Genomic DNA, 24,583 nt, shown 5'->3' with positions numbered 1-24,583 from the left:
GCCTTTCGTTCCGATTTTTGCGCTCCCTGACACAGCTACTGGACCAGTAAAGGCCGAACTAAAAACAAGCTACCGAGGGAAAGGTGACGGCGGAAACCCTAAAGCAATGTTGAGTGCAGGAAACACCGTATTGACGGCATAGAGAGCGGGAATTGCGAAGGTAGCCATCAGCCAAAGCGAGGAAACCCGATTGGCAGTCAATTCCACTGTGTCCCAAATGATCATGATCGCAGCACAGAACCCCAACAAGACAGCGGCTATTCCTTTCAAGCTCACAGATTCCGCACCCGTAACGGGTAGAAAGTCGCCGAGTGAAAGCCATCTATCATATTGTTTTAATTTTATAAACATCCTTTGGGGGCGAAATCGAACCGCTGACACGAGGATTTTCAATTTCCAAATCAGTAAGTGGAGTAGAGCTCCCCTTCTACGCATGGCTGCTTATCAAGTTTCTCAGCCAGGTTTCGCGTCCGCAAAAAACAACCGATTTCATCCCTTTTCACTATGAAATGAAGGTGCGTCCATCGGGCTGTTATTAAAATTGCAGGTTTGACGCCGAGAAGTGACAACTCGAGGTTAATAAGTGTCACCTTGTGTGTCGCTCCTGTAAAATGACCCACAGCTTTCTCATTTGGCCAACATTTTTAGATTACAAATCATAGCCTTAATCAAGACCCATCTTTGAATGTTACTCTTTGGCGTCCATAAAATACACGTAGCATGTACATTAAATCTAAGTACTATTTCTCGTGAAATTTGAGCCCTCAGCTTGCGCTGATGGATGTTTTAATGCCTTACGGCCCACGAAGTCGCCCTCTCGCATCACTGAAAATCAAAGACCAACTGCTGTGAGGTATTGAGCATCCTGATTTTCCGCCCCATAGAAGCTTCCGCTTTCAAAGTAACTTCGGCAGCAGCACGTGCATCTTCTCCGGCATCATGGTGTTTGAATTGGAGCCCTAACACCTTTTTGAGATTGGCCAGACCATACCCACCATTGCCTCGCAACTCCGGCCAGGCTTGGCGAGCGATGGCAACGCTGTCTGACCATACCGGCTTCAACACCTGAAGTCCTGCAAGTCGGCACGCTGCATCAAAGGCTTTCTCATCGTAACGGCTATGTTGAATAAGCGGATATGCTTCAAGAACCGGACGCAGATCTGGCAGTACTTCTGCAAATTTGGGGGCGTTTTTGACAGTTGCAGCATGAATGCCATGCAATCGGGTGTTGCCTGCAGCGAATGGCGTACAGGGATCAATGTATGCACTATAAGTTACAATTGAGCTGTCAAACCCAACAAAAGCGAGGCCAATTTGACAGATGCTCGCGATATCGTACCCGGCAGTCTCGACGTCCACAGCTATGAACCTAAGATTGTCGCTTAATGGTTCGGCCTGATTGAAACAGGTTGGTAAAGACAAAGATGCTGGACCTGTCGCGGTTTGATGCCGCTCCTTTGATAGCATTTAATGCAACAAAGGAGACGAACTATGGGAACGAAACGCACGGATGAATTCCGGGCTGACGCGGTGCGGATCGCGCTGACCAGCGGTCTGACACGCAAGCAGGTGGCGTCGGATTTGGGAATTGGGATTTCGACGCTGAACAAGTGGGTGACCGCGCATCGTGATACGGATGTGGTTTCCAAAGAGGACCTTGACCTTGCGCGCGAGAACGAACGGCTTCGGCGAGAGAACCGCATTCTCAAGGAGGAGAGGGAGATCTTAAAAAAGGCAACGCAGTTCTTCGCGGGGCAAAAGCCATGAGGTTTAGGTTCATCGAAGAACACCGCGATGCCTTTTCTACGGATCGCATGTGCAGCGTGCTGGACGTCAGCGCTCGCGGCCTGCGCGCCTATCGGAGCCGTCCGGCCAGCCGAAGGCAGCGGACCGACGTGGTTGTTCTGGCCCACATCAAGGAACAACCCCGGCTCAGCTTGGGCAGCTATGGTCGCCCCAGAATGACTGAAGAGCTGAAGGAGTTGGGTCTGAACGTTGGCCACCGCCGGGTTGGCAGACTGATGCGTGAGAACGGCATATGGGCCGAACGGTCAAGGAAATACAAAGCAACGACTGACAGCAACCACGCCCTCAACATCGCACCGAACCTCCTGAGCCGTGACTTCCATGCGGATCGATCCAATCAGAAATGGGCAGGTGACATCAGTTACGTTTGGACCCGCGAGGGCTGGCTCTACCTTGCTGTCATCCTCGATCTGCATTCACGCCGCGTGATCGGTTGGGCTGTGAGCAACCGCATGAAGCGTGATCTGGCAATACGGGCCCTGAAGATGGCCGTTGCTCTGCGACAACCACCAAAGGGCTGCATACATCATACGGACAGGGGCAGTCAGTATTGCTCACACGATTACCAGAAACTGCTGCGCCAGCATGGCTTCAAGGTATCGATGCGCGGCAAGGGAAATTGTTATGACAATGCGGCTGTCGAAACCTACTTCAAGACCATCAAGGCAGAGCTGATATGGCGGCGGTCCTGGCCAACCCGAAGAGCCGCTGAGTTGGCCATCTTCGAATACATCAATGGCTTCTACAATCCGCGCCGACGACACTCAGCATTGGGATGGAAAAGCCCGGTCGCATTCGAACGGAAAGTGGCCTAAACGAGCACTTGGGGCGGCACAAAAGCGTGACAGGTCCAAACGGCCTAAGTCGACCATTTCAAAGGGACGCGAGCAGGTCGTTTACATGTCCTGATTTGACCGCCAAGAAGGGGATTGTCCGGTCATCATCATTTGGCCCTCTGACGATTACGCCAACGACCTTTCCCGATAATAGCACCGGACCACCACTCATTCCCTCGTAAGTGCCCGACAGCAAGGCGATCACGTTGTCAGATGTAGCGGCGGTGCCGTCAAAGGTTTTCCGCGAGAACCCTGTTACTTCAGTGTCTCGGATCGAAAGAGATGTGCTGTCCAGACTTGAAGGATAGCCCGCAGCCTGCACCGCAGATCGGATGCCGAGCGCGCTGAATTCGGCTGACGAGGCCATTTGCAGAGTGGCAGCAGGATTGAATGCGGGCAACGGAGTTCGTAGCCGAATTAGCGCAAGGTCGTTGTGATCGTCGCGAGCTAACTCGTCCGCATCCATCGGGAATGCCGGATTTTGTCGCGGGAAGATGCGCAGGTTTGGTCCGAGGCAGTGCGCGCAAGTAACGAACAGGTTCGTGTCGACAGCGAAACAAGTGCCCACTGATCCGCCATCTGTGTCATTTTCGAGATACCAAACGGCTGCGTTGAGAACGTCGCTATCCTCGACCAGCGGAATCGAAATGTGTTGGCCCGAACACAGTGCATTGAACCTTGCAGCTAGGCGGCGGAAGACCTGATCGGTAGATCCTTTCACCTGCCGAATGAACTCAATTTTCCCTCGGACCACCCATTCGTAGTTCGTAGCCTCCTGTTCCGGCAACCGGCCTCTATCCGGACGCTTCTCGTTGAAATGCCGCACCGATGCCGCAGCAAAGCCATTTAACTCCCAGTCATGAAGCATCGCCCGGACGTCGCGAACAAACTTGCGCTTCACGTTGACTTTCTCATTCACAATCAGACCTGTGACTTCCTGTTGAAAGGCGAGGCCCAGCAGGCGCGTCTTTGTGTGGTTAATTCTAAATCCGTTGTCGTCAATCATCTGCTGAAAGGTGTCGGATAGCCATACGGCGGGGTCATCAATCGCCCGCGAACTCGTCCGAAGTGAATGGTTTCGAAGTAGTCTTCGAGGTCAATGTTCAAAACCCAGCGCTTACCGACATGCTGTCGGGCATTGCTCACGATGCTGCGTTGTTTCCCGCTGATAAATCCATGCACGTGAGCACGAGGACGATAGTCGCCTTCAAGTAGCTGAAGGATGTCGCGCTGCAACTTGAGAAGCGCAATACGAGGTGCGCAAATGCGGCGTTCTCCACCGCTCTTCTTCGGGATGGTGAATTCTTTATATCTTGCACCTGGAGCAAGCCCATATGCGATGTAGACCATTTTCCGACGGTAGTCTCGACCAAGCGCAAAAGCGATTTGTCTAAGGTTAGCAAATGACTTTAGTGACATGGGTGCATCAACGACCTACAATCTCGCATTCCCAACGTCGCGGGAATTTCGCAATTCCGTAACAGCATGTAGCAGGGCGAGTTGAAGGTAACCTTCTCGCAGGTGTCGCAGGTAACACAACACTTGGTTGATTGCAGGCCGCCGATGCTTCGTACTCTGTACGTTTTCAGATGATTTTCTGCAACTATAGAAAACTCACGTTTTCTCCAATGCTGCCGTTCGTTCAAACCGCAGCGAAAGCCTGCTTCCCGTCCCGTATCAAAGCCTGACAATGTCTTCAGCCCAGCACATCTCATTCGTCTGTCCCTGTCAGACTTGCGAACGGCCCAGGAAGATAATCCGAGGCCGTTTTCCCAGGTAATCTGCCAAAATGATCTATTGAGACGTTTAGGTCATGTCGGGTGAAACGCCACAACTACTCTGGAACGACACATAAGGTGACACTTTTTGCGACTGGAACCCCCTTGTTTTGTGGGGCTTCCTGATAGCGCCGACATCTAACTTGCCATTTCCCGACACGTAACTTGCAACTCATCGAACAAATAAGTGCTGCCCCCCAACCCACGTCAATTCTCAATAAATCTCAACCAAATGACGCGTCTTCGCGCCCGAAAATTCCCCTCGGCATTGCCCGGCACTGCCTCCGTGTAGAACCCAAACACTTTCGATCGATGGATGAGAAAACTTGGTTACTTGATGCAGGGCATACAAACCGAAATGAGCTTTGTTTGTCGCTAGGTTTCACTCGAAGCATCGTCAGCAGCACAGATCGCGTCCAGTACCTTCAATACCTCTCTGAGTTCCCGTCTCACGATCTCAACGCGCTGTATTGCCAAAGTCTCATGACGTCCAGCTAGCTCCAAAACCACGCCCATCACACTATCCGAGTGCTTCATCAAACCAATCAAATGCTCACCACTTGGGCCGTATGAACCGGCTATCCAGTTCTTTGCTGTCCTTTGGCTTACTCCCGTCCACTTTATCGTTGCTTTCGCCGCCCGGCCCGCGCCTCCCAGCTCATAGGTCAGCGCAGACCTAACTGCCTCTCGATATTCTACAGCCGAAACCAGATCCTGGCTGCCTCCATGAAAGATGTTGCCCTTTTTATGAAACATGTTTCCGTCTCCCTTCCGATAAATTCGTGAAAGGAATCGCAGAACAGCTGCGCAAAATTACGAATTTGAATATGGAGGGCCACGTCATTGAATTGGCCAAATAACAAGTCGGACGGAGAAAAACGCCGGAACGCAGCCCAATACGTTCGCATGTCGACAGAGCATCAGCGCTACTCGACCGAAAACCAGGCGGACGCCATCCAGCGATATGCGGAAGAACGCGGCTACAAGATAATCCAAACCTATTCTGATGCTGGCAAAAGCGGGTTGAGCATTCAAGGACGCGCTGGTCTTTCGCAACTTATTGACGACATCGAAGCAGGTGAGATCGATTTCAAAACAGTCCTGGTCTATGATGTCAGTCGCTGGGGCCGTTTTCAGGATGCGGATGAAAGCGCCTATTATGAGTATATCTGCAAGCGCGCTGGCATTTCTGTCGAGTATTGCGCCGAGCAATTCGAAAACGACGGAAGTCCCGTTTCCACCATTGTAAAAGGCGTCAAGCGCGCGATGGCTGGCGAATACAGTCGCGAGCTGTCGCAAAAGGTCTTTGCAGGACAGCGCCGACTGATTGAGTTGGGCTATCGACAAGGCGGCGCGCCTGGGTTCGGGCTGCGACGCATGTTGATCGATGAAGCCGGTCGTACCAAGGGCATCCTGTCGCGAGGAGAGCACAAGAGTATTCAAACCGACCGGGTTACGCTTGTTCCGGGTCCGGCTGATGAAGTCGCTATAGTAAACCAGATCTTCTTGCGGTTTGTGAATGATGGTTGGTCTGAAGCTGAGATTGCGTCAGACCTGAACCGACGCGGCATCCGAACTGATCTGGATCGGGACTGGTCACCAGCGGTTGTACGTCAAATTCTGACCAACGAAAAATACATCGGGAATAATCTCTGGAACCGCCACTCCTTCAAACTCAAGAAACGCCATGTCCAGAACGATCCGGAAAACTGGGTCCGCGCTGTTGGTGCTTTTGAAGCAATTGTTGACGCTAACCTGTTCAACGCTGCCGGAGCAATTATTGCAGCTCGTTCACATGTATTGTCCGACGATGAAATGCTGGATCGGCTAAAGGAGGTTTTGGAAGAAAACGGCTACCTCTCGGGCTTTGTCATCAATGAAGCACCAAAGCTTCCATCAAGCGGTGCCTACCAGAACAGATTTGGTAGCCTGTTGCGTGCTTACAGCCTCGTCGGCTTCAAACCTGACAGAGATTACCGTTACATTGAGATCAACAGACTATTGCGCAGCCTGCATTCCGACATCGTCCGGGACATCATCGCCGGGGTCGAAGCCGTTGGCGGAGACGTCGCTCAAAGCCACAATGCAGATACTCTCATCATCAATGACGAGTTCACCGTTTCCATTGTCATCGCACGCTGCATGCAAACAGGCGCGGGCGCGTATCGCTGGAACATTCGACTGAGTACCGGCCAACTTCCGGACTTGTCCATCGTCGTCAGGATGGGACAGGCCAATACTGCGCCCCTCGACTACTACTTGCTGCCCACCTTTGACATGACCAAATCAAAGTTACGCTTGGCGGAAAACAACGGTTTATCCCTTGATGCATTCCGCTTCGACAACCTGGCTCATTTCTTCGACATGGCTGCACGTGCGCCGATATTGGAGGTAGCGTGATGAATTACGCACCAGTCGAGCACACTGTTCTTGTTCCCGTCGATGCAATCACTGTGGTCAACCCAAGGCTCAGGAACAAAAAGGTGTTCGATGAGATCACTGCGAACATTGCGGAGCTTGGGTTGAAAAGACCCATTACGGTTGCGGCGCGTGAGACTGAAGACGGAGACAAGCCGGTATACGAATTGGTCTGCGGCCAGGGCCGACTGGAAGCATTCAAGGTTCTTGGCCAATCTGAAATCCCGGCAATCGTCATCAATGCCAGCAGCGAAGACTGCCTTGTAATGAGCTTGGTAGAAAATCTGGCGCGCAGGCAGCACCATTCGCTGGATTTGCTCCGAGATATTGGGCGCCTCAAGGAAAAGGGATACTCTGAAGCTGAAATCGCCGCCAAGACCCAGCTGTCCAAGAAGTATGTCCATGGCGTGATAAAGCTTCTGGAAAGTCATGAACACCGCCTCCTGCGTGCAGTGGAGAGCGGTAAGATTCCGGTCAGTGTTGCCGTTGACATAGCGGACGCCGATGACGTCGGCGTGCAACGTGTTCTCCGGCAGGCTTATGAGAAAAAGCTCCTGCGCGGCGGAAGACTCCTTGCAGCCAAGCGTCTTGTTGAAGCCCGCCAGAAACACGGCAAGGGTCGCGCGAACACTGTCGAACGGCCACGCAAGAGTCTTTCTGTCGAGACTCTGCTCAAGACCTATGAAAACGATGTCGAGAAAAAGAAGGTGCTGCTGAGAAAGGCAGGCGCAACGCGGAGCGAACTGCTTTTTCTGACACAAGCGCTCAAGACGCTGATGGCTGACGAAAACTTCGTCACATTGCTTCGCGCCGAAGGGTTGGCCAGTCTGCCAAAACAAGTTGCAGACCGCCTAACTCAGTCCGAGGAGGCGTCCGCATGTCGGTGACCCGGGAAGAACGGACGGTTGCAGCTGCTTTTGAACAGGAGCTGGTAACGCTTCCATTCGAGGAGATCGCGCCACTCTACGTGGTCACCCCGCAAAAGAAGGCCAGCATTAAGTTCAAACAGATCGCGGCATCTGTTCTAGAAATTGGCCTTGTTGAACCTATTGTCGTGTCCCGCGACCCTTACAACGCTGGTCAATATACATTGCTTGATGGGCATCTGCGCCTTGAGGTTTTGAAGGACCAGGGGCAGACACATGCGCGATGTCTTGTCTCCACCGACGATGAAGCCTTCACCTACAACAAACGCATCTCTCGTCTCGCGACCATTCAAGAGCACAAGATGATCCTGAGAGCCCTCTCTCTTGGCGTGCCGGAGGCCCGTCTGGCGAGCGCGCTTAATGTCAACATCAAGACCCTGAAACAGAAACGCCAGCTTCTGGATGGTATCTGCGACGAGGCGGCGGAACTGCTGAAAGACAAACAAGTGGCTTTGACCGGGTTTCAGATTCTGAAGAAAATGAAGCCAATTCGCCAGATTGAAGCGGCGCAACTCATGGTCGCCATGAACAAGTTCACGATCAACTATGCCCGATCGCTTCTGGCCGCGACGCCCGAAAACCAGTTGGTGTCGGCGGCAACGCCGAAAAAGATCAAAGGGATTTCGCGCGAGCAACTGGAGCTTATGGAGCGCGAGTCTGCAAACCTGGAACGCGAAGTCCGCCTTGTTGAAGACAGCTACGGAGCCGATCATCTCAATTTGGTCCTGACCCGTGGTTACATCGCGAAACTGATGCGCTGCGAGCGCATCACGCGTTACTTATCGCTGCACCATGACGCGTTCTTACCCGCATTTGAAAAGATCACCGAGAACGAGGCCTTCGCATCATGATCTCTCGCGGCTGAATGAAACGGCTATTGGGGACCCGGACCCATCAAGCGCGGGGACCGCAGGAGACGCCGCACGGTGGGGCGGATCGAGTGCGGCGATGGGAAGGACGGCGACCCCGTTGGGGCCCATCATGCCGGGCCAGACGTCCGGCGAAGCGACATCAATCAGTCTACGCGCGCTTCTTTTGGTGGGCGTGCGCAGACAGCTTTTGGTTGAAGCACGACATCGTAACGAACCGGGAACGTCGCTGAACGGGTGTTATGTAAACCGCCTTCAGGTTGAGTTCGGACATTCAGATTTCAAAAATCAGATCTCTGATCCGCGCTGCAGGATCCGCAATTTCGTCGGGATATCCGAGGGACACATTGATCAGCTGGGTATCGCCAACACTTGAATTTCTAACCCCGTGCCAATGCCTGAAGAACCAGCGTTCGGGGCGATGCTTCAGAATAAGCTCACTCAGATCGCTGGCATAGGCGGCAGCAATGTTGCCGTCGTGCTTCTCAAGCACGGAAGGATGAGGCGCGTGATGGGTTGCCACGAAGGTTTGGCCGTCAAAATCCTCGGCGAGAGCGCCACTCAGCCAATCGAGTTGATTGCGATGGGCTAATACTAGGTCGGACGGCCTCAGCTTTCGATATCCCTTGGAAGCGACGCGAATGTGCCTAAAGTCATTCATTCGCGCGGAGGCGTGACTTTCGTTGATGGTTCTACCTGCTCCCAACTCAAAGTCGGTCCAAAGTGTCGCACAAAGAACACGTGTGCTGCCAAATACGAGCTACTTCTTTTGCACATACCCGACCCCAAATGCGGATGCGATTTGTTCCAGACGGTCCTCGCGATCGAGTCGAAAATCATAGAAGTCGTGGTTGCCTGGGAAAACCGAAACTCTTTCAAGCGGCAGCAGCTTCGACAATCTCTCAAACGCGTACTTCCACCGCACCTTTGGCTTGTTGGTAAGATCGCCCGCAATCAGTAGGTGGTCGAGCCCGCCAATTTGATCCTCGATGCCTTCAAAGGGATCACGGTCGGCATCCACCCAGAAGTCATAGTGCAGGTCCGAAAGGAAAAGCAGTTTCAAAGGCTGCCTCCTGTTTTATTTGAGCTATTCAAGCCCGTTAATTCGTTTCCAGATAGCACGTCTTCACGCCGAAAAAATCTCCCTCGGCACTTTTCCGGCACTGGCAATTCATACAAGCCGGCCCCTTTGATCAGATAGCTGAGATTGCGTGCTGAAATTTGCATTTCCTGGGCCAGGTTTCTGAGGCTGATGTAGGTTCCAGAAAACCGTTCAACGCTGGAAATAGTTATATATGAGCGCACCTTTCGAGACTGCCTGCATCGGGTACGGAACTCATCAAAGTGACCTTCACGCAGCAGGAAGGCCAGTGTTTTCCCACAGACGCCGAAATGCTTCAGAAGCTCTTCCCGTGTCATTGCATCGGTAACTTCCCGGTAAGCTGGCAGTGCCTCAAAAACCTCGGCGGGATCGACACGTATAGCATCAAAACCTTGCACGCCTCCAACAAGACCGACGTCCTGAAGTTTCCCGGAAGTCAGTAGTGTTACGACTTCACTGATACTGCAAACAGATTGATTTGCAGCCTTATAGACAGGCACAAGATCCGCGCTTTCTCTCGATAATACGCGAGCGCTTTTACACATCGCGTCCCGCAGGTGTTTCAGTTCATGAAGACAGTACATGTATTGCCCTCTACAGGCTGGATTAACCGGCGCAATCAATCCGGAATCCTGAAGGCTCATCAAGTGCCGCCAGGGCAGCCCGAGGAAACTCAACGCATCCTTTGTGAGTACCGAGGATGACAGCTTTCGAAGCATCTCTTCAGCTGGCTCTGCTTCGATCATGATGGGATCTGACGCAGATATCTCAGCCATAAGACCTGCCGACCTCAGCACATTCGCAAGCTTCACAGGATGTACACCGGTCAGATCGGAGGCGGACGTAAGGGTGTGAAACCTTCGTGTCGTACACACCTCGCCAAGTAGTTTGTCACCCGGGTGTATTACGAAATTCTCAAGAGTGACGTCTCTGAGAACAGCCCGGACCATTGGGATTGCGTCACCCATTTTCCCATCCATAAGATGAAAGAACACACCGAAAGTTTTACGCAGGCTGGATCGACCGCGCTGCGCTATGAGTTCCTCCAGCACGCGTCGCAGAGATTCCGGCCCATTTGAAAGCACTTCAAAGCCAACATCTGCCAGCCTGGCTAGTTCTTGACGACTTAACTGCCTGGCAGATCTGAATCCCTCAACTATGCAACCCAGTCTCTCGCTCGCACGGGACACTGCATAGGCACTGCTGCCAGCGAGCCAGGTGCTGTCAGTGTTCCCGGAGAATGAAGCAATAGAGAATTCATCTACTCTGGTTGGAGCATGTGTCATTAGACCAATCAGGGTCTCTCTCCCAATCTGAGCCTGCGACAAACGGGCCGTAAAATCATATGGAAACCAGCCGACCTGCTGCTCTGGCATTGGGACCAGCAACAATCCGTGTTTCGGGCAGGTTCGCACAAAATCAAGATACCAAAACACATCGGGGGGAACATGATACCATTCGCGATCATCGGCGGCTTCCAGAACGCACTTTGGGCAGATGTACTGGGTTTGAATCTTGATATCTTTGTTCGGAAATATTTGACCTCCAAGAGTACGTGTGGCGCGTGTATTCGTCCGAATGGAGAACCGCGCCAAATCCGCGACGACTGTACCCGACAGATCAGAAAGGCGGCTCAGTTCCTCTGGGTCAGCGCGCGAGAGCTTCAAAGCGGAAAGCCCCACCAGACTGCAGAACGCCCAGAGACTGGAGCAGCCATTTAAGGCAGCCAACCGAGAGGCGTAAGCTACTGCTGGTTCATTTCGCCCGATTGGAAGAGTTAACCCTAGTCTCGCTCGCCTCATGACAATGCCCAGGGCTTATTTTGCCCCCCTTTCCTGACCAGCTTCCCTTCCAAAACGACCCGCGTATTGATGCTTTTGAAATCGGCCGCAACAAACGGGTTAGCGCCATCCACGGCTCCGGTACGATGTCGATAGACCTCTTTGAAATCACCTGTCTCCAGAGTTGTTCTACCGGCGTCGAAGACAAGCTGTATCGCTTCCAGAATAAACTCGAAAACCAGACCAAGCTGCCCCGAAGCAGAGACTATCAGCCTTGCCAAGAAATCGCTCATCTCCGTGGACGGCTTAAACTCCAGCTTCGCAGCACCAAGATATTGTGACAGGATGTGTTCAACATCATCCAGGTCGGCTTCTGGTGCCAGATTTTCAAAATGGATGGGTGGAAGCCGCCGTCCAAGCTGAAAGTCACTGTCCAGAATATCGGCCAGAACGGTATTACCTGAAAATATAACCGAAACCGGCCAGGTCTCAGATTGGGTCAGGCTCTTGATCGTGTTGATCACGCTGCTCGCTTCACGGCCAGACTGGTTTAGAATGAAGTCCTGAGCCTCGTCAAAATGCAAAAAGAACACCTTGTGCTCTGCGAGATGATGGCGCACCAACTTCCAAAGTTCAGGCGCACTTAGTTTTCCCACAATATCAAACTGCAGGGCTTCCAGTGTTGCGATGCCGGTTGACTTCAGTGTTGCCGGTGAAGGTGTTTCGACCGTTACAAACTCACCGACGCGTTCATCGGGCGCGTTTTTGCGCGGCACACAGTAGTTTTGACGAATTTTCTTAAGTGCTTCTGATTTACCCGCACCAGACTCGCCGATCACCGAAAGACCCTTCTGCCGCCTGATCTCCCCAAATTTGAGTTCAGCACGCCGCTGCCTGGCCAAGGCAGCAATCCGCTGTTCAAGATCGACAAACCGATCATGGCGCACAAACAATTTGCCGAGCTGAACCATGCGATCAGCGCTGTTTGCCAGAGTTTCCTCTCTGCTCAAATCGCTCATTCTCCGCCCTCCAGAGTCCATTTGGGCTTCAGGCCTGACGGCTTTGGAGCTTCGACGATCGGAGACTCTAGATCATTCTCACCCTGTTTGGGTTGACCGGTTGGCATACCGCCAGTGAAAACCTGACCAACATCAGGAACTGGCTCCGGATCGCGCCACGGGATGACTTCTTCACCATTGAAGAGCTCCTCTTCCAACTGGTTTATGTAATCCGCAGTCAACCTCTTAGGAGTTAGACCCACCAGAGCTGCAGCATCCCCGTTGATCTTTCTGATGGCTGCAATTGCTTTTCGAATGGCTGGCAGGTCGCGCTCAAACTGCGCCTGCCCCTTTCGTTTTTTCGCGAGATTGGCCTCAGCCCATTCCTCGGATGTCACCCCTTCAAGATCAGGAATGGTAGAATATGCCGCAATCCAGTTGTCATCGACGCGAACAACAACCCAACTAATGTCGTAAGGATCAACACGAATATCGACGTCACACATATAATTGTCGATGAAGAATTTTCTTAGCTTCGGACTTGTATACCGAATCCCATTCACAAGGACACCGGTACCGTCAACCTGACGGGTGATCATCTCTCCAAATGCCGCACGCATCCGGTAGCCGTCCGGCGGCGCGGATGTCCCCACCTCCTTGGTAAGCTCGGCCCATTTGACTGAGGGAGCAACGTACCCGATACCTGCGTGAGGGGTCCGGTGATAGATATCGACAACATACCAAATCAGAATCCGCAGAAGTTGTTCCGGCGTTAAGGCGGCGGTCGAAGCCGGATCAATGTCGCCCCGTTCAAAGATGTTTCCAAAGGTGCGACCACTCATCATCGGGGTGATCTTGGTTGAAAAAATCCCAAAGAGCCTTTCATTGACGCCCCTAAGAGATGGGGCGGCAGCAGGGTTTCTTTCGTACGCACCGAGCGCTGAAATTGCTGCCGTCTCGAATTGCTCATTTGCAAATTCACTGCCCTGATCGGAAACGACTGTTGAGAATCCGCCTCCTTCAACCCAATTAAAAGTCGTGCCGACAGCATCAGATATCGTCGTCTTGTCGCGGGTTGCCATCTCGAGGGCACGGACTGTTTCATCTGCACTGCCATTCAGCACAACACGAAGCCCGACAACACAGCGTGTGGCATGATCAATGACGACATAAACCCAGACACGGCTTCTGGGAATTCTCTGTAAAACCTCGGGCGGCAGTTTACTTGATATTCCTGCATCATGAAGCAGAAGCATTACGTCGCCTTTCCAACCGTCCATCTCGAAACGCTCACATGGCAAGAGTGTTTCAAGACCAGTCGACGAGCAGTTGAAAATGCCTCGTGCGCGATCTATGCCTTCGCGTTCGCATTTTACAAGGAAGGGTGGAAGCTCTGATATATACCGCTCGATCTGCCTAGCGCAGGGCCGACCGAGTTGGTTTTGACCCACCTCAAGACGAGCTTCGTTCATGTCATCGATTGCAAGCTGCGTCTCAAAGGCAACTTCATTTGCATAACGCCTTTCCGGAGACGCATATGCCAGAATCTGAGTGTCTATGAACGCATATGTTTCATCACAGAACTTTCGATTGTGATTGCCTGAATTGCATCTGCCATCCTTGAGACTGAGAGGGTTGTAGCCCGACTTCTCATACTTCCTGACCCACCTCATCAGGGTATCAAAGGACGGGCCAAAGGTTACCTCTACAATTTGTCCGGTTTGCCGTTTCTTGTGCTGAAGCGTCCTTCCAATACATCTTTTCATCATTTCGATATCTAATGCAGTGATGAATGGTTTAGCGTTGAGCGGAGTACGCTTCACTCTCCCCACATCTTCTTCGGTGAACCATCTTTGAATACAAAACAGCCGGTCCCGGATTTTTTGCTGCTGCCAGAGAGGCTGATCAGCGATCAACTCCTCTGTTCCCAGTGCCCGAAGACGGGCCGAATTCTGGGAATAGTGCCCCGGCCAAATCTTAAAATGCGGAGCCTTTAACAGGCGCCGCAACTTTTCGTGGGATATGGTGTCAAACACCTCGGGATTGTCACTGCAGCGAAGTGTGACGCCGTTAGGACCGTGCGCGAACGCTCGCCAAGTTGCTCCGTTGTAGTCCACCTTGTCATGCGGATAGATGCGGAAAATGGGTGCAACTTTCATGCTGCTGCCTCCGCTTTGAAAACAGAGCTGCTAACGGTTAGCGATCCCGCATTTGTCCGTTGGATTTCACCCCTAAAAACGGCACGAAATGCTGCCCGGAAGCCTCGGCCAGCCAGGTCAGTCTTCCCCGCCAGTGCTCCCAAAGTGGTCGTACCACTCAGGCGATCGATTACTTCGCGGATCGCGTCATCCGCTTCAGGGTCAGGATGCTTTTGAAACTCATGTAGGCGACGTGCATCGGCGACGAGCCACTTCGGGCAGCTCTTTTCCGTGAATAGCGTAACCTGATTGGCAAAGTCAGCAGGCACAAATTCCGCAACCCGCGTTAGCTTGAGTTCCGTTTGTCGTTTAATCGCGATCGCAGACGGCTTTGTTTCAACCAAGATTTTGAAGCCGGATCGGTATTCGATCAGTGCATCTGCGGTGTATTCTGCCTTGCGACCATCCCATTCATAGTATTTCACCGGTTTGGGCTGATCCCAGATGTGCACAACATTCGGATCCGCCATTGCGACATAGTGACAAGCCCCCTCTAGGTGGCTTTCAGTTTTCAGAGTCACATATTTTTGCAACTTTGGGCTAAAGTATGGGATACCTCCCCGGCTACTTTGACGCGATCTCTTGCTGAGCTTTCTGGTTCCGGCACTGCCCATTGGAACCCTCACGATTCCCTGGGAACAATCGACATAGGATTGCCGTGCTTCAAGTTCCGATTTCGGGCTAGATTGTTGTTGATCGTCGGCCACGGGGCCAGATTCTGGTGACGACATCATGCGCCTCCTTCATTTTATGTAAAAACAATAGCCAGCGCCGCCGCAGAGCGGCGTCGCAGCTTGACTTTTGGCGTATGAGAAGGGAAGTTCGTCAGAGGTGGCCTAGAAATCTACCTACTGAGAGCCCTCGATCGTCATGGACGAAAGAGGGTTTTCGTCTTCCCGGGGGTTGCTTATTTATTCATCCGGGTTCTCCTTTTTTGGCTTATCCGTGCCAAACAGTTCTCCGACTGACTTCCCGATCTGTTTCGCAATGAATTCTTGAACCGGTTCTGAACTCCGGCTGCGATGGATTACTTTGCTTACAAGACTACGTGAGACTCCGACGCTCTCGGCTACATCAGACAGCGCAAATCCAGCCATCTTAAGCTGGTACTTCAGAGTTTCTGCATCCGTGCGCTGTTCATCCATTGAATCGCCTGCCTCAGAAATCTGCTATCTTTCAAGTGCACCAGATCTGGTGTCACCTCGTGTACACAATACAATCCCGGGGGAGACGCACAAGATAAATCAAGTGCAAAATTCATAATTTATAATATTAATTCAATGAGTTAGTTAATAATCAAAACGACTATTAACTTATTGCATCTGCGCCTGCGACTTTTGCGACCGCTCGTAAATCCGCCTAGCTCTACTGCTCTGACATCTGACCGAAGCCCAAATAGCATGCAGGCACCGCATCGGTAAGCCAGACACCATTGTCGGCGCGGAAAAACTCAAACCCGTCGTCAAACATCCGCTGAGCTTAAACGCGCAAGACAACCGGCCGACCATGGCGCTGCCCGACACGTTCAGCGGTATCTGGATCAAGAGACAGATGAACCTGCTGACGCTTCCCCGGCAACAGACCATTTGAAAAGATCGCATCCAAGTTCGCGCTGGCCGTTCCATGATACAACTCGCATGGAGGCTGCTGAGGCTTCAGACCAAGATCTACCTCAATCGAATGACCTTGTGCCGCTCTGATACGCTTTCCGTCCTCAGACAGAGTAAAGCGTTTCTTGTCGCTGGTTTCGACAATCTCAATAAGCTCATCGTGGCTGAGTTTCCGACCGGATTTCTTAAGCTTTCGCAGCAACTCGTCAACGCGAGCCCACCCATGATTATCAAGCTGAAGATCAATTTCTTCAGGTTTGTGCCGAAGCACCAGACTTAGAAATTTGCTCTCTCTACTCATGATAAGCACAAATACGCTTTTGTTTGTTGCCTCTTATAACCAACTCAACCTCTAAGGAAATACACTGACCAGTGATCAAGCTTCATCTTCTCAAGAAGACACTCACTGAATTGCAACTTACCGGACATTGGCCGGCGGATCTAACGGTGCGGTGCAGATTTCCCGAAGAAGACTTTGACGAATAGGTACAGCACTTGGGTTTTAACGACATATGCATCGTCCTTTGGTTTCTGTCGTTGCTAGACTGGGAATATTGAAGACTAGGTCCTTTGCCGTGCACCTGTTTTCGCTGGCGAATTGGCCTGACCTTTTGGACGACCATCTTTGCACCATCTCACCTTCCCATTTTGCAGCAAAAAATGGCAACCACATTCATTCTTCTGATGGATCGACGGAGCCAAAGTTGGCCTGAGCCAGTAGTCAATGGATACTCCCCATCTTGGCCGCCGAGCCGGATTCAACGACAATGAAATCTGTTTACCGCATCCCCCAGGGCAACGCATGCACGCCCATTTCGATACTTCACCTGAGCGAACAACAACGAGGTCTCCTCGACTAACACTCCCCTCATCCGGAAACACTTCTTGCTCAACCACAACAAAATCCGTTTTCAGCAACCTCAGCCACCGAAGCACCTTGAGCAATTTGACTAGCATGGTCTTACCCCACTGTCCCTAAAAAGGGCTCCACGTCTGCGCGACCAAGTACATCGGTTTGGCTGCAAATCGGACAATCAGGACTAGGCGAGGCAGAAGGGAACCTATCGTCTTGGGCATGAAATCTGCGGACCCTGTGCGGGGTCATACCATGTGGGCCCTGAAACGAAGTCAGCGCGGCGACAAGTTCATTTACAGCCATGCAAGCCACTTCTGTGGTAAAAGTCACAACTGCAGGTGAAGGATCCCCGCCACCTAGGATGTAAGCTTCTTCCTTTAGCTTATGAAAATTGTCAGGGTCATCGCGCTCAAGCGCTTCATCTGCTGCCTTTTGAGGATCAATTATCCCATGGCACATCAAGCACCGATGCCCTTCAACAAACGTTGTGACGCGACCAAACACGTCAACATGGCCATCCTCATGGCGCTTCATGCGCAACCCCAAATCGATCAAGGGAATGCTGTAAAAGCGTGCCAAACGGTTCAAGAATATCCGCCCCGAATGATCATCGGTCGCACCAAATACAACATCACAGGACTTCAATGCATCACGGGATTCTTGCGAACCGGCCCATGATTGCAACGCTATCACTTTAGGACCCAAGTTAGTTTCAGCCGCCAAACGTGCAATATTTTTTACTTTGGTGAGTTCTGCCTGCACATCGCAACGGCGTGCACCATGAACTCGATTTAGATTACTCAGCTCTAGAACATCCTTGTCTACGACTAAGACGCGTCCAAAGCCTAACCGGATCAAAAGCGTCGCTACAGCACTACCAGTAGCGCCAGCTCCAACCACGCCTATGCGAAGTTGACTAATTACATCGTTGAAGGACGAGCCGAACAAACGTGCCTGACGATCCAGCACTCGGTTATCTGCCGTATCGAGTGAAAGGCTCGTCAAAAATCGAACTTTTGGCCCAACAGACGTTACGCGCTTGATTTCATGACATCCGCCATCAGGGGTCCATAACCGTACTGCGATACTATGTCCTCCGTCGATAACGATGCTGAGAAGCCCTTTTACACCTTTAACAAACGCCGTACGAGCGAGGCCCTTCTCGTTTTTGTCATCCTGACTTGAGAAACGGGCCACGCCACGCGGATGGGTATGAACCAATGCTGGAATTAGACCTTCCGACTTGGCCTTAGATAGAAGGCGCATAAATCCGCCAGTCGACCAAGTCACATGACGAGCTGACGAGCTGACTTTCTCTGTTTCTGCGATTGGGACAAATTTGTGGGACACAACACGCAAACGAGGTGCTCCAGACCAAGGGTCGGCTGTGATTTCTGAATTTCCAAACAACATATACGCAGAAGCTTCTGACCCATCAGACGTATCCAATAGCCTTTCGATCAGTTCAAAATGAGCAGATTGTAGGACTGCATCCAATTCAAGTTTATACATGGCCTTTCTCCAACGCACATCGAGCGCGTGCCACCATTGTATGCAAACCATCAATCCCTGGACGCCAGGCTGTGCTATGACGCGACCAGCGTTGCCATGTGCGATTACCAAAGACATGTGGTACATTCGCGCACCGTGCCTCTGCGCCCGTCTTCTTTAACTTGAGCCATGGATCGACAAAAAACATATCTGGACGGGCGTCCGGATAACCGCGTGGCAATAGGATTAGCAAGTCGGCGGTATCATTGTTATAGGCATTTTCTGGAAGTGGAAAATCCTTGATGATAACCCCAGCTTGCCCGCCGTGAGTTTGAAATTCATACGAAAACCCTTCTGCTTCAAGATACTCGCGATCCTTGGGTGGGAGGGGCTCAAGCCCCTCCGTCGTTTCCGCCATAACGGTGATGAAACGTTCAACGCCGCGTTCACCCAAGTTGATAACAGCGCAGTCTTCGATCAATTCATCGTGGCCCTTACCTCCAGGTACTTCCATGTAAAGATCGTACCCGGCGGGCAGAGACGCCAATTTTTTGAGAACGAAGCCACTGATGAGCGATTTGCCCCATTCCAAGTCACGATGATCGATTTTGAATTTGAAGCTACGGTCGGTCATGAAGTAGATGACCTTTTCTGCGCCACGCCCGCGAAGATCGAATGGCTCATCGAGGCTGATGTCTTCAAAGTCGCCATTGCCCAAGACAGCGATTAAGCCATGTTCTTCTACAGGATGTGCCCCAACAGCCTCCAAAATTTGACGACCCAGCGGGATAGGATCATCAAGTTTGATCTTTGTGGTTTTCAAAGTTTCGTCTGCAACATCAACACGGTACTTACGTGCCTTATGCAAAGGACGATGACCGCGTACAGCGTCACCGATATCGTCGAACTCCATGATTGGAGAATTGTTGTTTTCGTCTGCCATTTGAATGACCCTTTATGTTATGCACGAACTGCCTGTCCCTGCTTGCAATGGGTCAATCGACTCAATTTCTGAGAGTCGGTAAAAATTAATTAAGATTTTTTTTACGCACCGTACCGGCCGGTAATTTACCGCAGACAAAGTAGTTTGAGCAGTTTGGGCAGCGATCATCTGGGTTGGTCTCAAACCTACCTTGATGGAAAGCCTTACCTAAGCCGTGCAATTTGGAAACCCGGTTCTTAGCCATCTGAGTTTTGAGTTCCACTGGAAAAAGATCGTGGCTTGTTAGAAACAACATCTCGGCTCCGGAGATACTTGGGTCAATCTCTGATGCCAGAAACAACATACAAATTTCAAGATTGTCGAGCGGCTTACGCTGCATACGACCTGTCCTGATTCGTCTCAGAGTCTTTGACGGGGATGAAATGGTATGTGCTTCGTCAGGGCGCAAAACGACGTAACAATCGCCAAAGTGGTATTCCAACTTGGGCGGTTCCACACCTTGCAATCCTGCATGGTTAGCAATGAAGAACTGACACAGATCATGGGCAATCGATTTGTAGTCGTTGCAGTACGGGTTCTCTGTCGGACCTTCTTCGACCCATGCCTGTTCAAAGTGGCCTGCTACATTTGCCCAAGCAAGAGCAGTCCCATGCATGGTTTTGACCGTATCTACAAATTTTTGGACAGTGTTATGCATGAGCATGAACGGTGTTTCTCGCCGCCGCCCACCCAGCTTCATGATGTGAGTATAGAAGACCTTCCTCGGGCAAGCCATATATTGATCTGGAATCGCAGGATACAATTCCAATGGTGCATCAAAATTTACCCCAATTGGGCTAGCGTTTCTCGATGTTCGAGCAGTTGTTCCATCGACAGGCGGTGTTTCAATAGTGTCGCCAAGCAGAGACACGAATGGAGAAGAAGGTCGGTTTCGCCCGGAAGTATTGCCTTTCGCGATCGTTTCAGTCGCCGCATAAAGATAGAGTTGGTCTTCGGCGCGAGACATCGCAACAAAAAACAAACATTCTTGTTCTTCTTCATGCCCTTCTCGCAAGGCATCGATCCCCGGACCAGCAACTCCCTCGATCATACCATCTGGTGGGTCTAGCGGCTTGGTAAATCCGCTAAACCCAATTGGGATCGAGTCCTTTGTCAGGCTTGGAACATGGACTACAGGGAACTCTAATCCTTTGCTGCCATGCATGGTCATCAGGCGTACCGCATCTACCTCCTGCGCCGCATCTGGTAACTGCCGTAAATCACGGTCATCGGCCAACAACGCGATGCGTCGAACATGGTTCATCAATCTCTGGATGGGATATCCATCCCCCTCTCTCGGAAAGGTCCGCAGAAAGTTCATGAATTGCCAAATGGCAATTGATGCATTCCTATTCGAAGCAGTGGTTCCTTTGGCCAGATCAGCAAGGTGATGCGTGTCATCTAGAAGAACCCTGGTCAGAAGGTCCCAAGGATCTGTCGCAGGCCCTATATCTTTGAAAACTGCTTGAAGCCGTTCGAAGCCAACGCGGCCGGTAGAGGAAAGTGCCAAGTTGGTCGTATCAAACTCAGGCCACAAACCTAAACGATCAATGCTTGCCTCCCGCATCGCTAAAACGATCATCTCAACATCATTAAGTTCCATTTCGAACGATTTCATGCAGGCTACTTTGACCAAACCCATGGGTCGTGCCTCAACCGCGAGCGAGAGCAGTGACATTAATTCTCGTATTTCATCGCGTTCAAACAATGGCCCAAGGAAGAGGGCGGGAATCCCCCGTTCCTCCAGGCCAGCAGCGAGAGCTGCCAATCGTTCGTTTCCTTTGCACAGGACTGCTTGATCTTGGTAAGGCACACCAGTTTGATGAACCGCCTGGATAGATTTCGCTAAGACCTCGATCTCGTCATCCTTGTTACGTGCACGTATGAACTGAGGTTTTGATTTAAGCGCGCCACGAGCCGCATCGACCTTGAATGATGCCGGAGCATTGCGCATTCCAGAGCGGGCAAAGGTTTCGAATGCCTTGCAGATCTCATCGCTTGATCGATAGTTCGTCGTTAGCTCTGCACGTGCTCCGTTGGGAAAATCTTCCGTATCGAATCTTATCAAATTGTACGATGACGCACCTCGAAATCTGTAGATCGATTGTTTCGCATCACCCACAACCCACAAGTTCTCCCCGTTTCCAACAACTGCTTTTAGCAAGCGAACGCTAGCCCGGTTTACGTCCTGATATTCATCGACCAAGACGTGGTCATATTCAGATTGAATCAGGCTGCGTGCGATTGGGTCACTTTCAAACAGGCCTACCGGTAGTGCCACCAGATCCCCAAAATCTAGCTTGTTGCGCTGTTTTTTGAGACGCTCGTAGACCTCGTAGACCTTTGCTACTTCTTCGCAAATAAGTGCTGACTTTTTACGAACTTCGTCCGACGGATCAATCTCATCCACCATCGCAGTTGCTAAATTAGCGTACTTCTGAGCATCAACAACCTCGTCCTTTGCACGTGAAATGGCTGATAAAATGGAACGTAGTTTGTCTGTGGGATCCCAAAGGTCGCGAAAACGGGTCAAATCTAGATGTGCATATTCAATTTCAAGAAGCTCAATCGCTTCAGTTTGATCCATCATCACGGGATTGTCCGGCAATCCCAACTTGTCGTAGAAACGACGGATCAAGTCCAAACCAAACGAATGAAACGTGCCTACCCACATCTTGCCTGCGGCCTCCGGCCATGCTGAGGTGATGCGTTCCAACATTTCTCCGGCAGCTTTGTTGGAATAGGTCAGTACAAGCAGCCGTTCGGGGTCTGCACCTTCATCGCGCAATGACGTGATCCGGCCAACCAGAGTTTGTGTTTTTCCGGTCCCCGGACCTGCTTCAAGTAAGAAAGGTGACCCGCGATGTTCTGCGGCCCTGGTTTGAACGTCGTTGAGGGGCTTGGGTGTCGGTGCTTTCGCTACGAACGGAGGTCGCACCGGCAGCAAAATAGCATCCATGATCTGCATTGCGGTGACCGCAAATGGAATGCCCAGTTCTGCTGAAATACTAGACGCCGATTTTAGATCATTTAGGTGCATCGTCCTAGCAAGTGACCTTGGAAATAGTAGCTCGCGCGCAAACAGATCCATTTGGACTTCGCGCCGTTGCCGGCGACCGTAATCAACAACACGTTCAACGCCAACAGAAGCTACCTCTGTCGGCCGTAGAGGGTCCGGTTCGATTTCGGTGTCAGTGTGGACTTGGCCTCCAAATTCCAAGTGGCCAACCTCATGAGCAACATGAAATGCATCAAGAAAAGTGTCACCTGTTTCGGCATAGACAAGTACAGCAAGGTCCGTGTCGAGGTAAGCGTGACATCCCTTTAAAGGAGCGCTCCCCGGCTTGGCCTTTTGAACTTCAACATCGTATTTTCCGCAAATGCCTACAGCAGCTAGAGCGATGCCCATTAAGTCAGATGGGTCAACGCCAGTTGCAACTATCTCTTTATGAAGCTCGTCAGCGCGTTGTCTACCCCGCTCAATTGGATCCATTGTCGTAACCGCCGTCGTAGAGCCGTGCCTTCTGCGTCTCATCAAGACCCAAGTCCGCAACAAAATCTGAAAATGAAATCTTCTCCATCTCCTCAGGCTTACCCGTCGCTTTCATTGAGAGACCGGAAGGCATATGCGTTGGCATGCACAAATAAGCTAAAAGCTGTGCTTTGCCGATTGAAGCAGCAGATGCGGTTCGGCGCACTAGCGACTGAGGCAGCGTTTCTGGTGCAAAAACTCTATCTCTAAATGCGGCGACAACAGCGCGTGGGAATCCTAACTCTTTTGCAATCCCTTTGGCATTTTCACCGCTTAAAGCGGCTTTCACCTGTGATGTGTCTATTGGGTTGGTTTCAACGCCTTCATCTGCGTCGGATGATCGAGGCTCAAGTAGCTCAAGCTCAAGCGACAGCTCAATAAGATTCAAAGCGAACTGAGGGTATTGCTTAAGGTAGGCATCAAGCGTTTCCTTGGACTGATCTTCCTCAATGGAGAACGAACGCAGGACATCCTCTTTTGTAAGATTCTTGGGCATCATTATTCCTCCCCTAACATCTTCTTAATTCTGGAGCGCGCTGACTTGAGACGATTTTGAACAGTCTTCGGCGTACACTTCAGGATTGATGAAATTGAAATGATGGATGGGTCAGTCGACTCAATGGGGTATTGCTTCATCTTGTACAGCATAACCTCCCTTTCCTTCTCTGGGAGTTGGCTAATCGCACGCAATGACTCTTTCAGGTAAATTTTTTCTTCGTTTTCAACAAAATCATCACTCGCCATTTTTGTGAGTGCAGTTTTTACCTCGGCTGTCAGACGCTCTTCCTCATCACCAGTTGTCATTGAAACACGCTTTGCGGCGTTACCCATGACCGAACGCCATGCATCTATCCGATCAAACTTTATGGCCTGGTCAAAACTGACTTCATAATAGTCTAAGTCTTCATCATAGTCAGCCTGATCACTCGCAATCAGGGCTCCCAAGCTATCTAAGACCATGTCTTCCATTTGAAGCTGGCTTGAATCATCTGTGCCATCCTGACCGGGGATGTACCACGGGAAGGACCGTTTAATGCGTTGCCACAGAACGAAAAAGAGCTTGTCAAAAAGAGCGCGGTTGTTGTGCGTCTTGGTTTCCCTCATCAAGAAGACGAGAACTTCAGACACAACGTAGTCAGGAGAAGATCTGTCATTGATCTCCACCCGTTCCAAGAGATTAGCATAACCGTGCTTTTTTGCGCGTTGGATTTGCTCGACGGTACGTGCACGTCGGACTTGAACACGACCTGATATGGTTGTCTTACGGAGCGGGGGTAACTCGTCAAACTCATTCATTGTTAGATCGTCAATTCCTCAAATTGAATAAATATAATGTGATGCAATCTTATGTTGATCTCCATCATATATTTGCCAAAATTGGAAAAAACTTGCTGCAACGA

22 protein-coding genes are annotated in these 24,583 nt (G+C 51.2%); 4 read left to right on the top strand and 18 right to left on the bottom strand.

What is annotated here, in order from left to right:
• Nucleotides 1-822 precede the first annotated feature (822 nt).
• Nucleotides 823-1,359 carry an exonuclease domain-containing protein gene (locus BLP79_RS02315; protein ID WP_232716326.1) on the bottom strand — a complete coding sequence of 179 codons (537 nt, stop codon included), beginning with the start codon at nucleotides 1,357-1,359 and terminating at the stop codon, nucleotides 823-825.
• Nucleotides 1,360-1,491: 132 nt separating this feature from the next.
• Between BLP79_RS02315 and BLP79_RS02310 the strand changes: the two genes are divergently transcribed.
• Nucleotides 1,492-2,621 (top strand): IS3 family transposase gene (locus tag BLP79_RS02310; protein ID WP_090215527.1). Its coding sequence is split into 2 segments (ribosomal slippage): nucleotides 1,492-1,735 and nucleotides 1,735-2,621, totalling 1,131 coding nucleotides; the frame shifts between segments, so codons are not numbered across the junction.
• A gap of 58 nt (nucleotides 2,622-2,679) precedes the next feature.
• Here the strand turns inward: BLP79_RS02310 and BLP79_RS02305 are convergent.
• The 3 genes from BLP79_RS02305 to BLP79_RS02295 form a co-directional block, all read right to left on the bottom strand.
• Complete coding sequence (locus BLP79_RS02305) at nucleotides 2,680-3,648, bottom strand: S1 family peptidase (RefSeq protein ID WP_090215525.1); 969 nt, start codon at nucleotides 3,646-3,648, stop codon at nucleotides 2,680-2,682.
• Entirely contained in the window at nucleotides 3,645-4,061 is a 417-nt protein-coding gene (locus tag BLP79_RS02300; protein WP_090215520.1) for an RNA-dependent RNA polymerase family protein, read from the bottom strand. Before BLP79_RS02300 ends, BLP79_RS02305 begins: the two co-directional genes overlap by 4 nt.
• Before the next feature lie 734 nt (nucleotides 4,062-4,795).
• Nucleotides 4,796-5,176 carry a hypothetical protein gene (locus BLP79_RS02295; protein WP_198511975.1) on the bottom strand — a complete coding sequence of 127 codons (381 nt, stop codon included), beginning with the start codon at nucleotides 5,174-5,176 and terminating at the stop codon, nucleotides 4,796-4,798.
• An 87-nt stretch (nucleotides 5,177-5,263) separates the two neighbouring features.
• On the opposite strand from BLP79_RS02295, the gene BLP79_RS02290 reads away from it, so the two are divergent.
• From BLP79_RS02290 to BLP79_RS02280, 3 genes are read left to right on the top strand one after another with little or no spacing between them, the layout of a single operon-like run.
• Entirely contained in the window at nucleotides 5,264-6,820 is a 1,557-nt protein-coding gene (locus BLP79_RS02290; protein WP_269799311.1) for a recombinase family protein, read from the top strand.
• Entirely contained in the window at nucleotides 6,820-7,725 is a 906-nt protein-coding gene (locus tag BLP79_RS02285; protein ID WP_090215512.1) for a plasmid partitioning protein RepB C-terminal domain-containing protein, read from the top strand. Before BLP79_RS02290 ends, BLP79_RS02285 begins: the two co-directional genes overlap by 1 nt.
• Nucleotides 7,716-8,615, top strand: coding sequence for a plasmid partitioning protein RepB C-terminal domain-containing protein (locus BLP79_RS02280; protein WP_090215509.1), 900 nt, complete (start codon nucleotides 7,716-7,718; stop codon nucleotides 8,613-8,615). The genes BLP79_RS02285 and BLP79_RS02280 overlap by 10 nt, the downstream gene beginning before the upstream one ends.
• A 292-nt stretch (nucleotides 8,616-8,907) precedes the next feature.
• Here the strand turns inward: BLP79_RS02280 and BLP79_RS19440 are convergent, their stop codons facing one another.
• The 14 genes from BLP79_RS19440 to BLP79_RS02205 all read right to left on the bottom strand — a co-directional run bounded on the left by BLP79_RS19440 (nucleotide 8,908) and on the right by BLP79_RS02205 (nucleotide 24,479).
• Nucleotides 8,908-9,294 (bottom strand): metallophosphoesterase family protein, encoded by a 387-nt coding sequence (locus BLP79_RS19440; protein ID WP_139163158.1) that lies wholly within the window; start codon nucleotides 9,292-9,294, stop codon nucleotides 8,908-8,910.
• A gap of 99 nt (nucleotides 9,295-9,393) precedes the next feature.
• On the bottom strand, nucleotides 9,394-9,696 hold the full coding sequence (locus BLP79_RS02265; RefSeq protein WP_090215501.1) for a metallophosphoesterase: 303 nt from the start codon (nucleotides 9,694-9,696) through the stop codon (nucleotides 9,394-9,396).
• Entirely contained in the window at nucleotides 9,693-11,537 is a 1,845-nt protein-coding gene (locus BLP79_RS02260; RefSeq protein WP_090215498.1) for a TniQ family protein, read from the bottom strand. The genes BLP79_RS02265 and BLP79_RS02260 overlap by 4 nt, the downstream gene beginning before the upstream one ends.
• A complete protein-coding gene (locus BLP79_RS02255) occupies nucleotides 11,534-12,535 on the bottom strand; it encodes a TniB family NTP-binding protein (protein WP_157843955.1) in 1,002 nt (333 codons plus the stop codon). Before BLP79_RS02255 ends, BLP79_RS02260 begins: the two co-directional genes overlap by 4 nt.
• Nucleotides 12,532-14,673: a Mu transposase C-terminal domain-containing protein gene (locus BLP79_RS02250; protein ID WP_090215494.1), complete on the bottom strand. Its 2,142-nt coding sequence runs from the start codon at nucleotides 14,671-14,673 to the stop codon at nucleotides 12,532-12,534. The genes BLP79_RS02255 and BLP79_RS02250 overlap by 4 nt, the downstream gene beginning before the upstream one ends.
• Nucleotides 14,670-15,233, bottom strand: a complete 564-nt coding sequence (locus BLP79_RS02245) for a TnsA endonuclease N-terminal domain-containing protein (protein WP_139163157.1) — start codon at nucleotides 15,231-15,233, stop codon at nucleotides 14,670-14,672. The genes BLP79_RS02250 and BLP79_RS02245 overlap by 4 nt, the downstream gene beginning before the upstream one ends.
• A gap of 390 nt (nucleotides 15,234-15,623) precedes the next feature.
• Complete coding sequence (locus tag BLP79_RS02240) at nucleotides 15,624-15,857, bottom strand: helix-turn-helix domain-containing protein (RefSeq protein ID WP_090215490.1); 234 nt, start codon at nucleotides 15,855-15,857, stop codon at nucleotides 15,624-15,626.
• 334 nt (nucleotides 15,858-16,191) lie between these two features.
• Complete coding sequence (locus BLP79_RS02235) at nucleotides 16,192-16,623, bottom strand: RNA 2'-phosphotransferase (RefSeq protein ID WP_232716327.1); 432 nt, start codon at nucleotides 16,621-16,623, stop codon at nucleotides 16,192-16,194.
• Nucleotides 16,624-16,883: 260 nt separating this feature from the next.
• Entirely contained in the window at nucleotides 16,884-17,279 is a 396-nt protein-coding gene (locus BLP79_RS20340) for a ubiquitination-like system serine protease family protein (RefSeq protein ID WP_090215486.1), read from the bottom strand.
• Nucleotides 17,280-17,283: 4 nt separating this feature from the next.
• Entirely contained in the window at nucleotides 17,284-18,690 is a 1,407-nt protein-coding gene (locus tag BLP79_RS02225; protein ID WP_090215484.1) for a ThiF family adenylyltransferase, read from the bottom strand.
• A complete protein-coding gene (locus BLP79_RS02220; RefSeq protein ID WP_090215481.1) occupies nucleotides 18,683-19,612 on the bottom strand; it encodes a multiubiquitin domain-containing protein in 930 nt (309 codons plus the stop codon). The genes BLP79_RS02225 and BLP79_RS02220 overlap by 8 nt, the downstream gene beginning before the upstream one ends.
• A gap of 85 nt (nucleotides 19,613-19,697) precedes the next feature.
• Nucleotides 19,698-23,144 carry a UvrD-helicase domain-containing protein gene (locus BLP79_RS02215; RefSeq protein ID WP_170830438.1) on the bottom strand — a complete coding sequence of 1,149 codons (3,447 nt, stop codon included), beginning with the start codon at nucleotides 23,142-23,144 and terminating at the stop codon, nucleotides 19,698-19,700.
• On the bottom strand, nucleotides 23,131-23,679 hold the full coding sequence (locus BLP79_RS02210; protein ID WP_090215474.1) for a hypothetical protein: 549 nt from the start codon (nucleotides 23,677-23,679) through the stop codon (nucleotides 23,131-23,133). The genes BLP79_RS02215 and BLP79_RS02210 overlap by 14 nt, the downstream gene beginning before the upstream one ends.
• Nucleotides 23,680-23,681: 2 nt before the next feature.
• Nucleotides 23,682-24,479 carry an RNA polymerase sigma factor gene (locus BLP79_RS02205; RefSeq protein WP_090215471.1) on the bottom strand — a complete coding sequence of 266 codons (798 nt, stop codon included), beginning with the start codon at nucleotides 24,477-24,479 and terminating at the stop codon, nucleotides 23,682-23,684.
• Nucleotides 24,480-24,583: the final 104 nt, after the last annotated feature.

It is taken from the genome of Epibacterium ulvae (assembly GCF_900102795.1).
GTDB lineage: Bacteria > Pseudomonadota > Alphaproteobacteria > Rhodobacterales > Rhodobacteraceae > Epibacterium > Epibacterium ulvae.
This window is presented reverse-complemented; position numbering and strand designations above follow the sequence as displayed.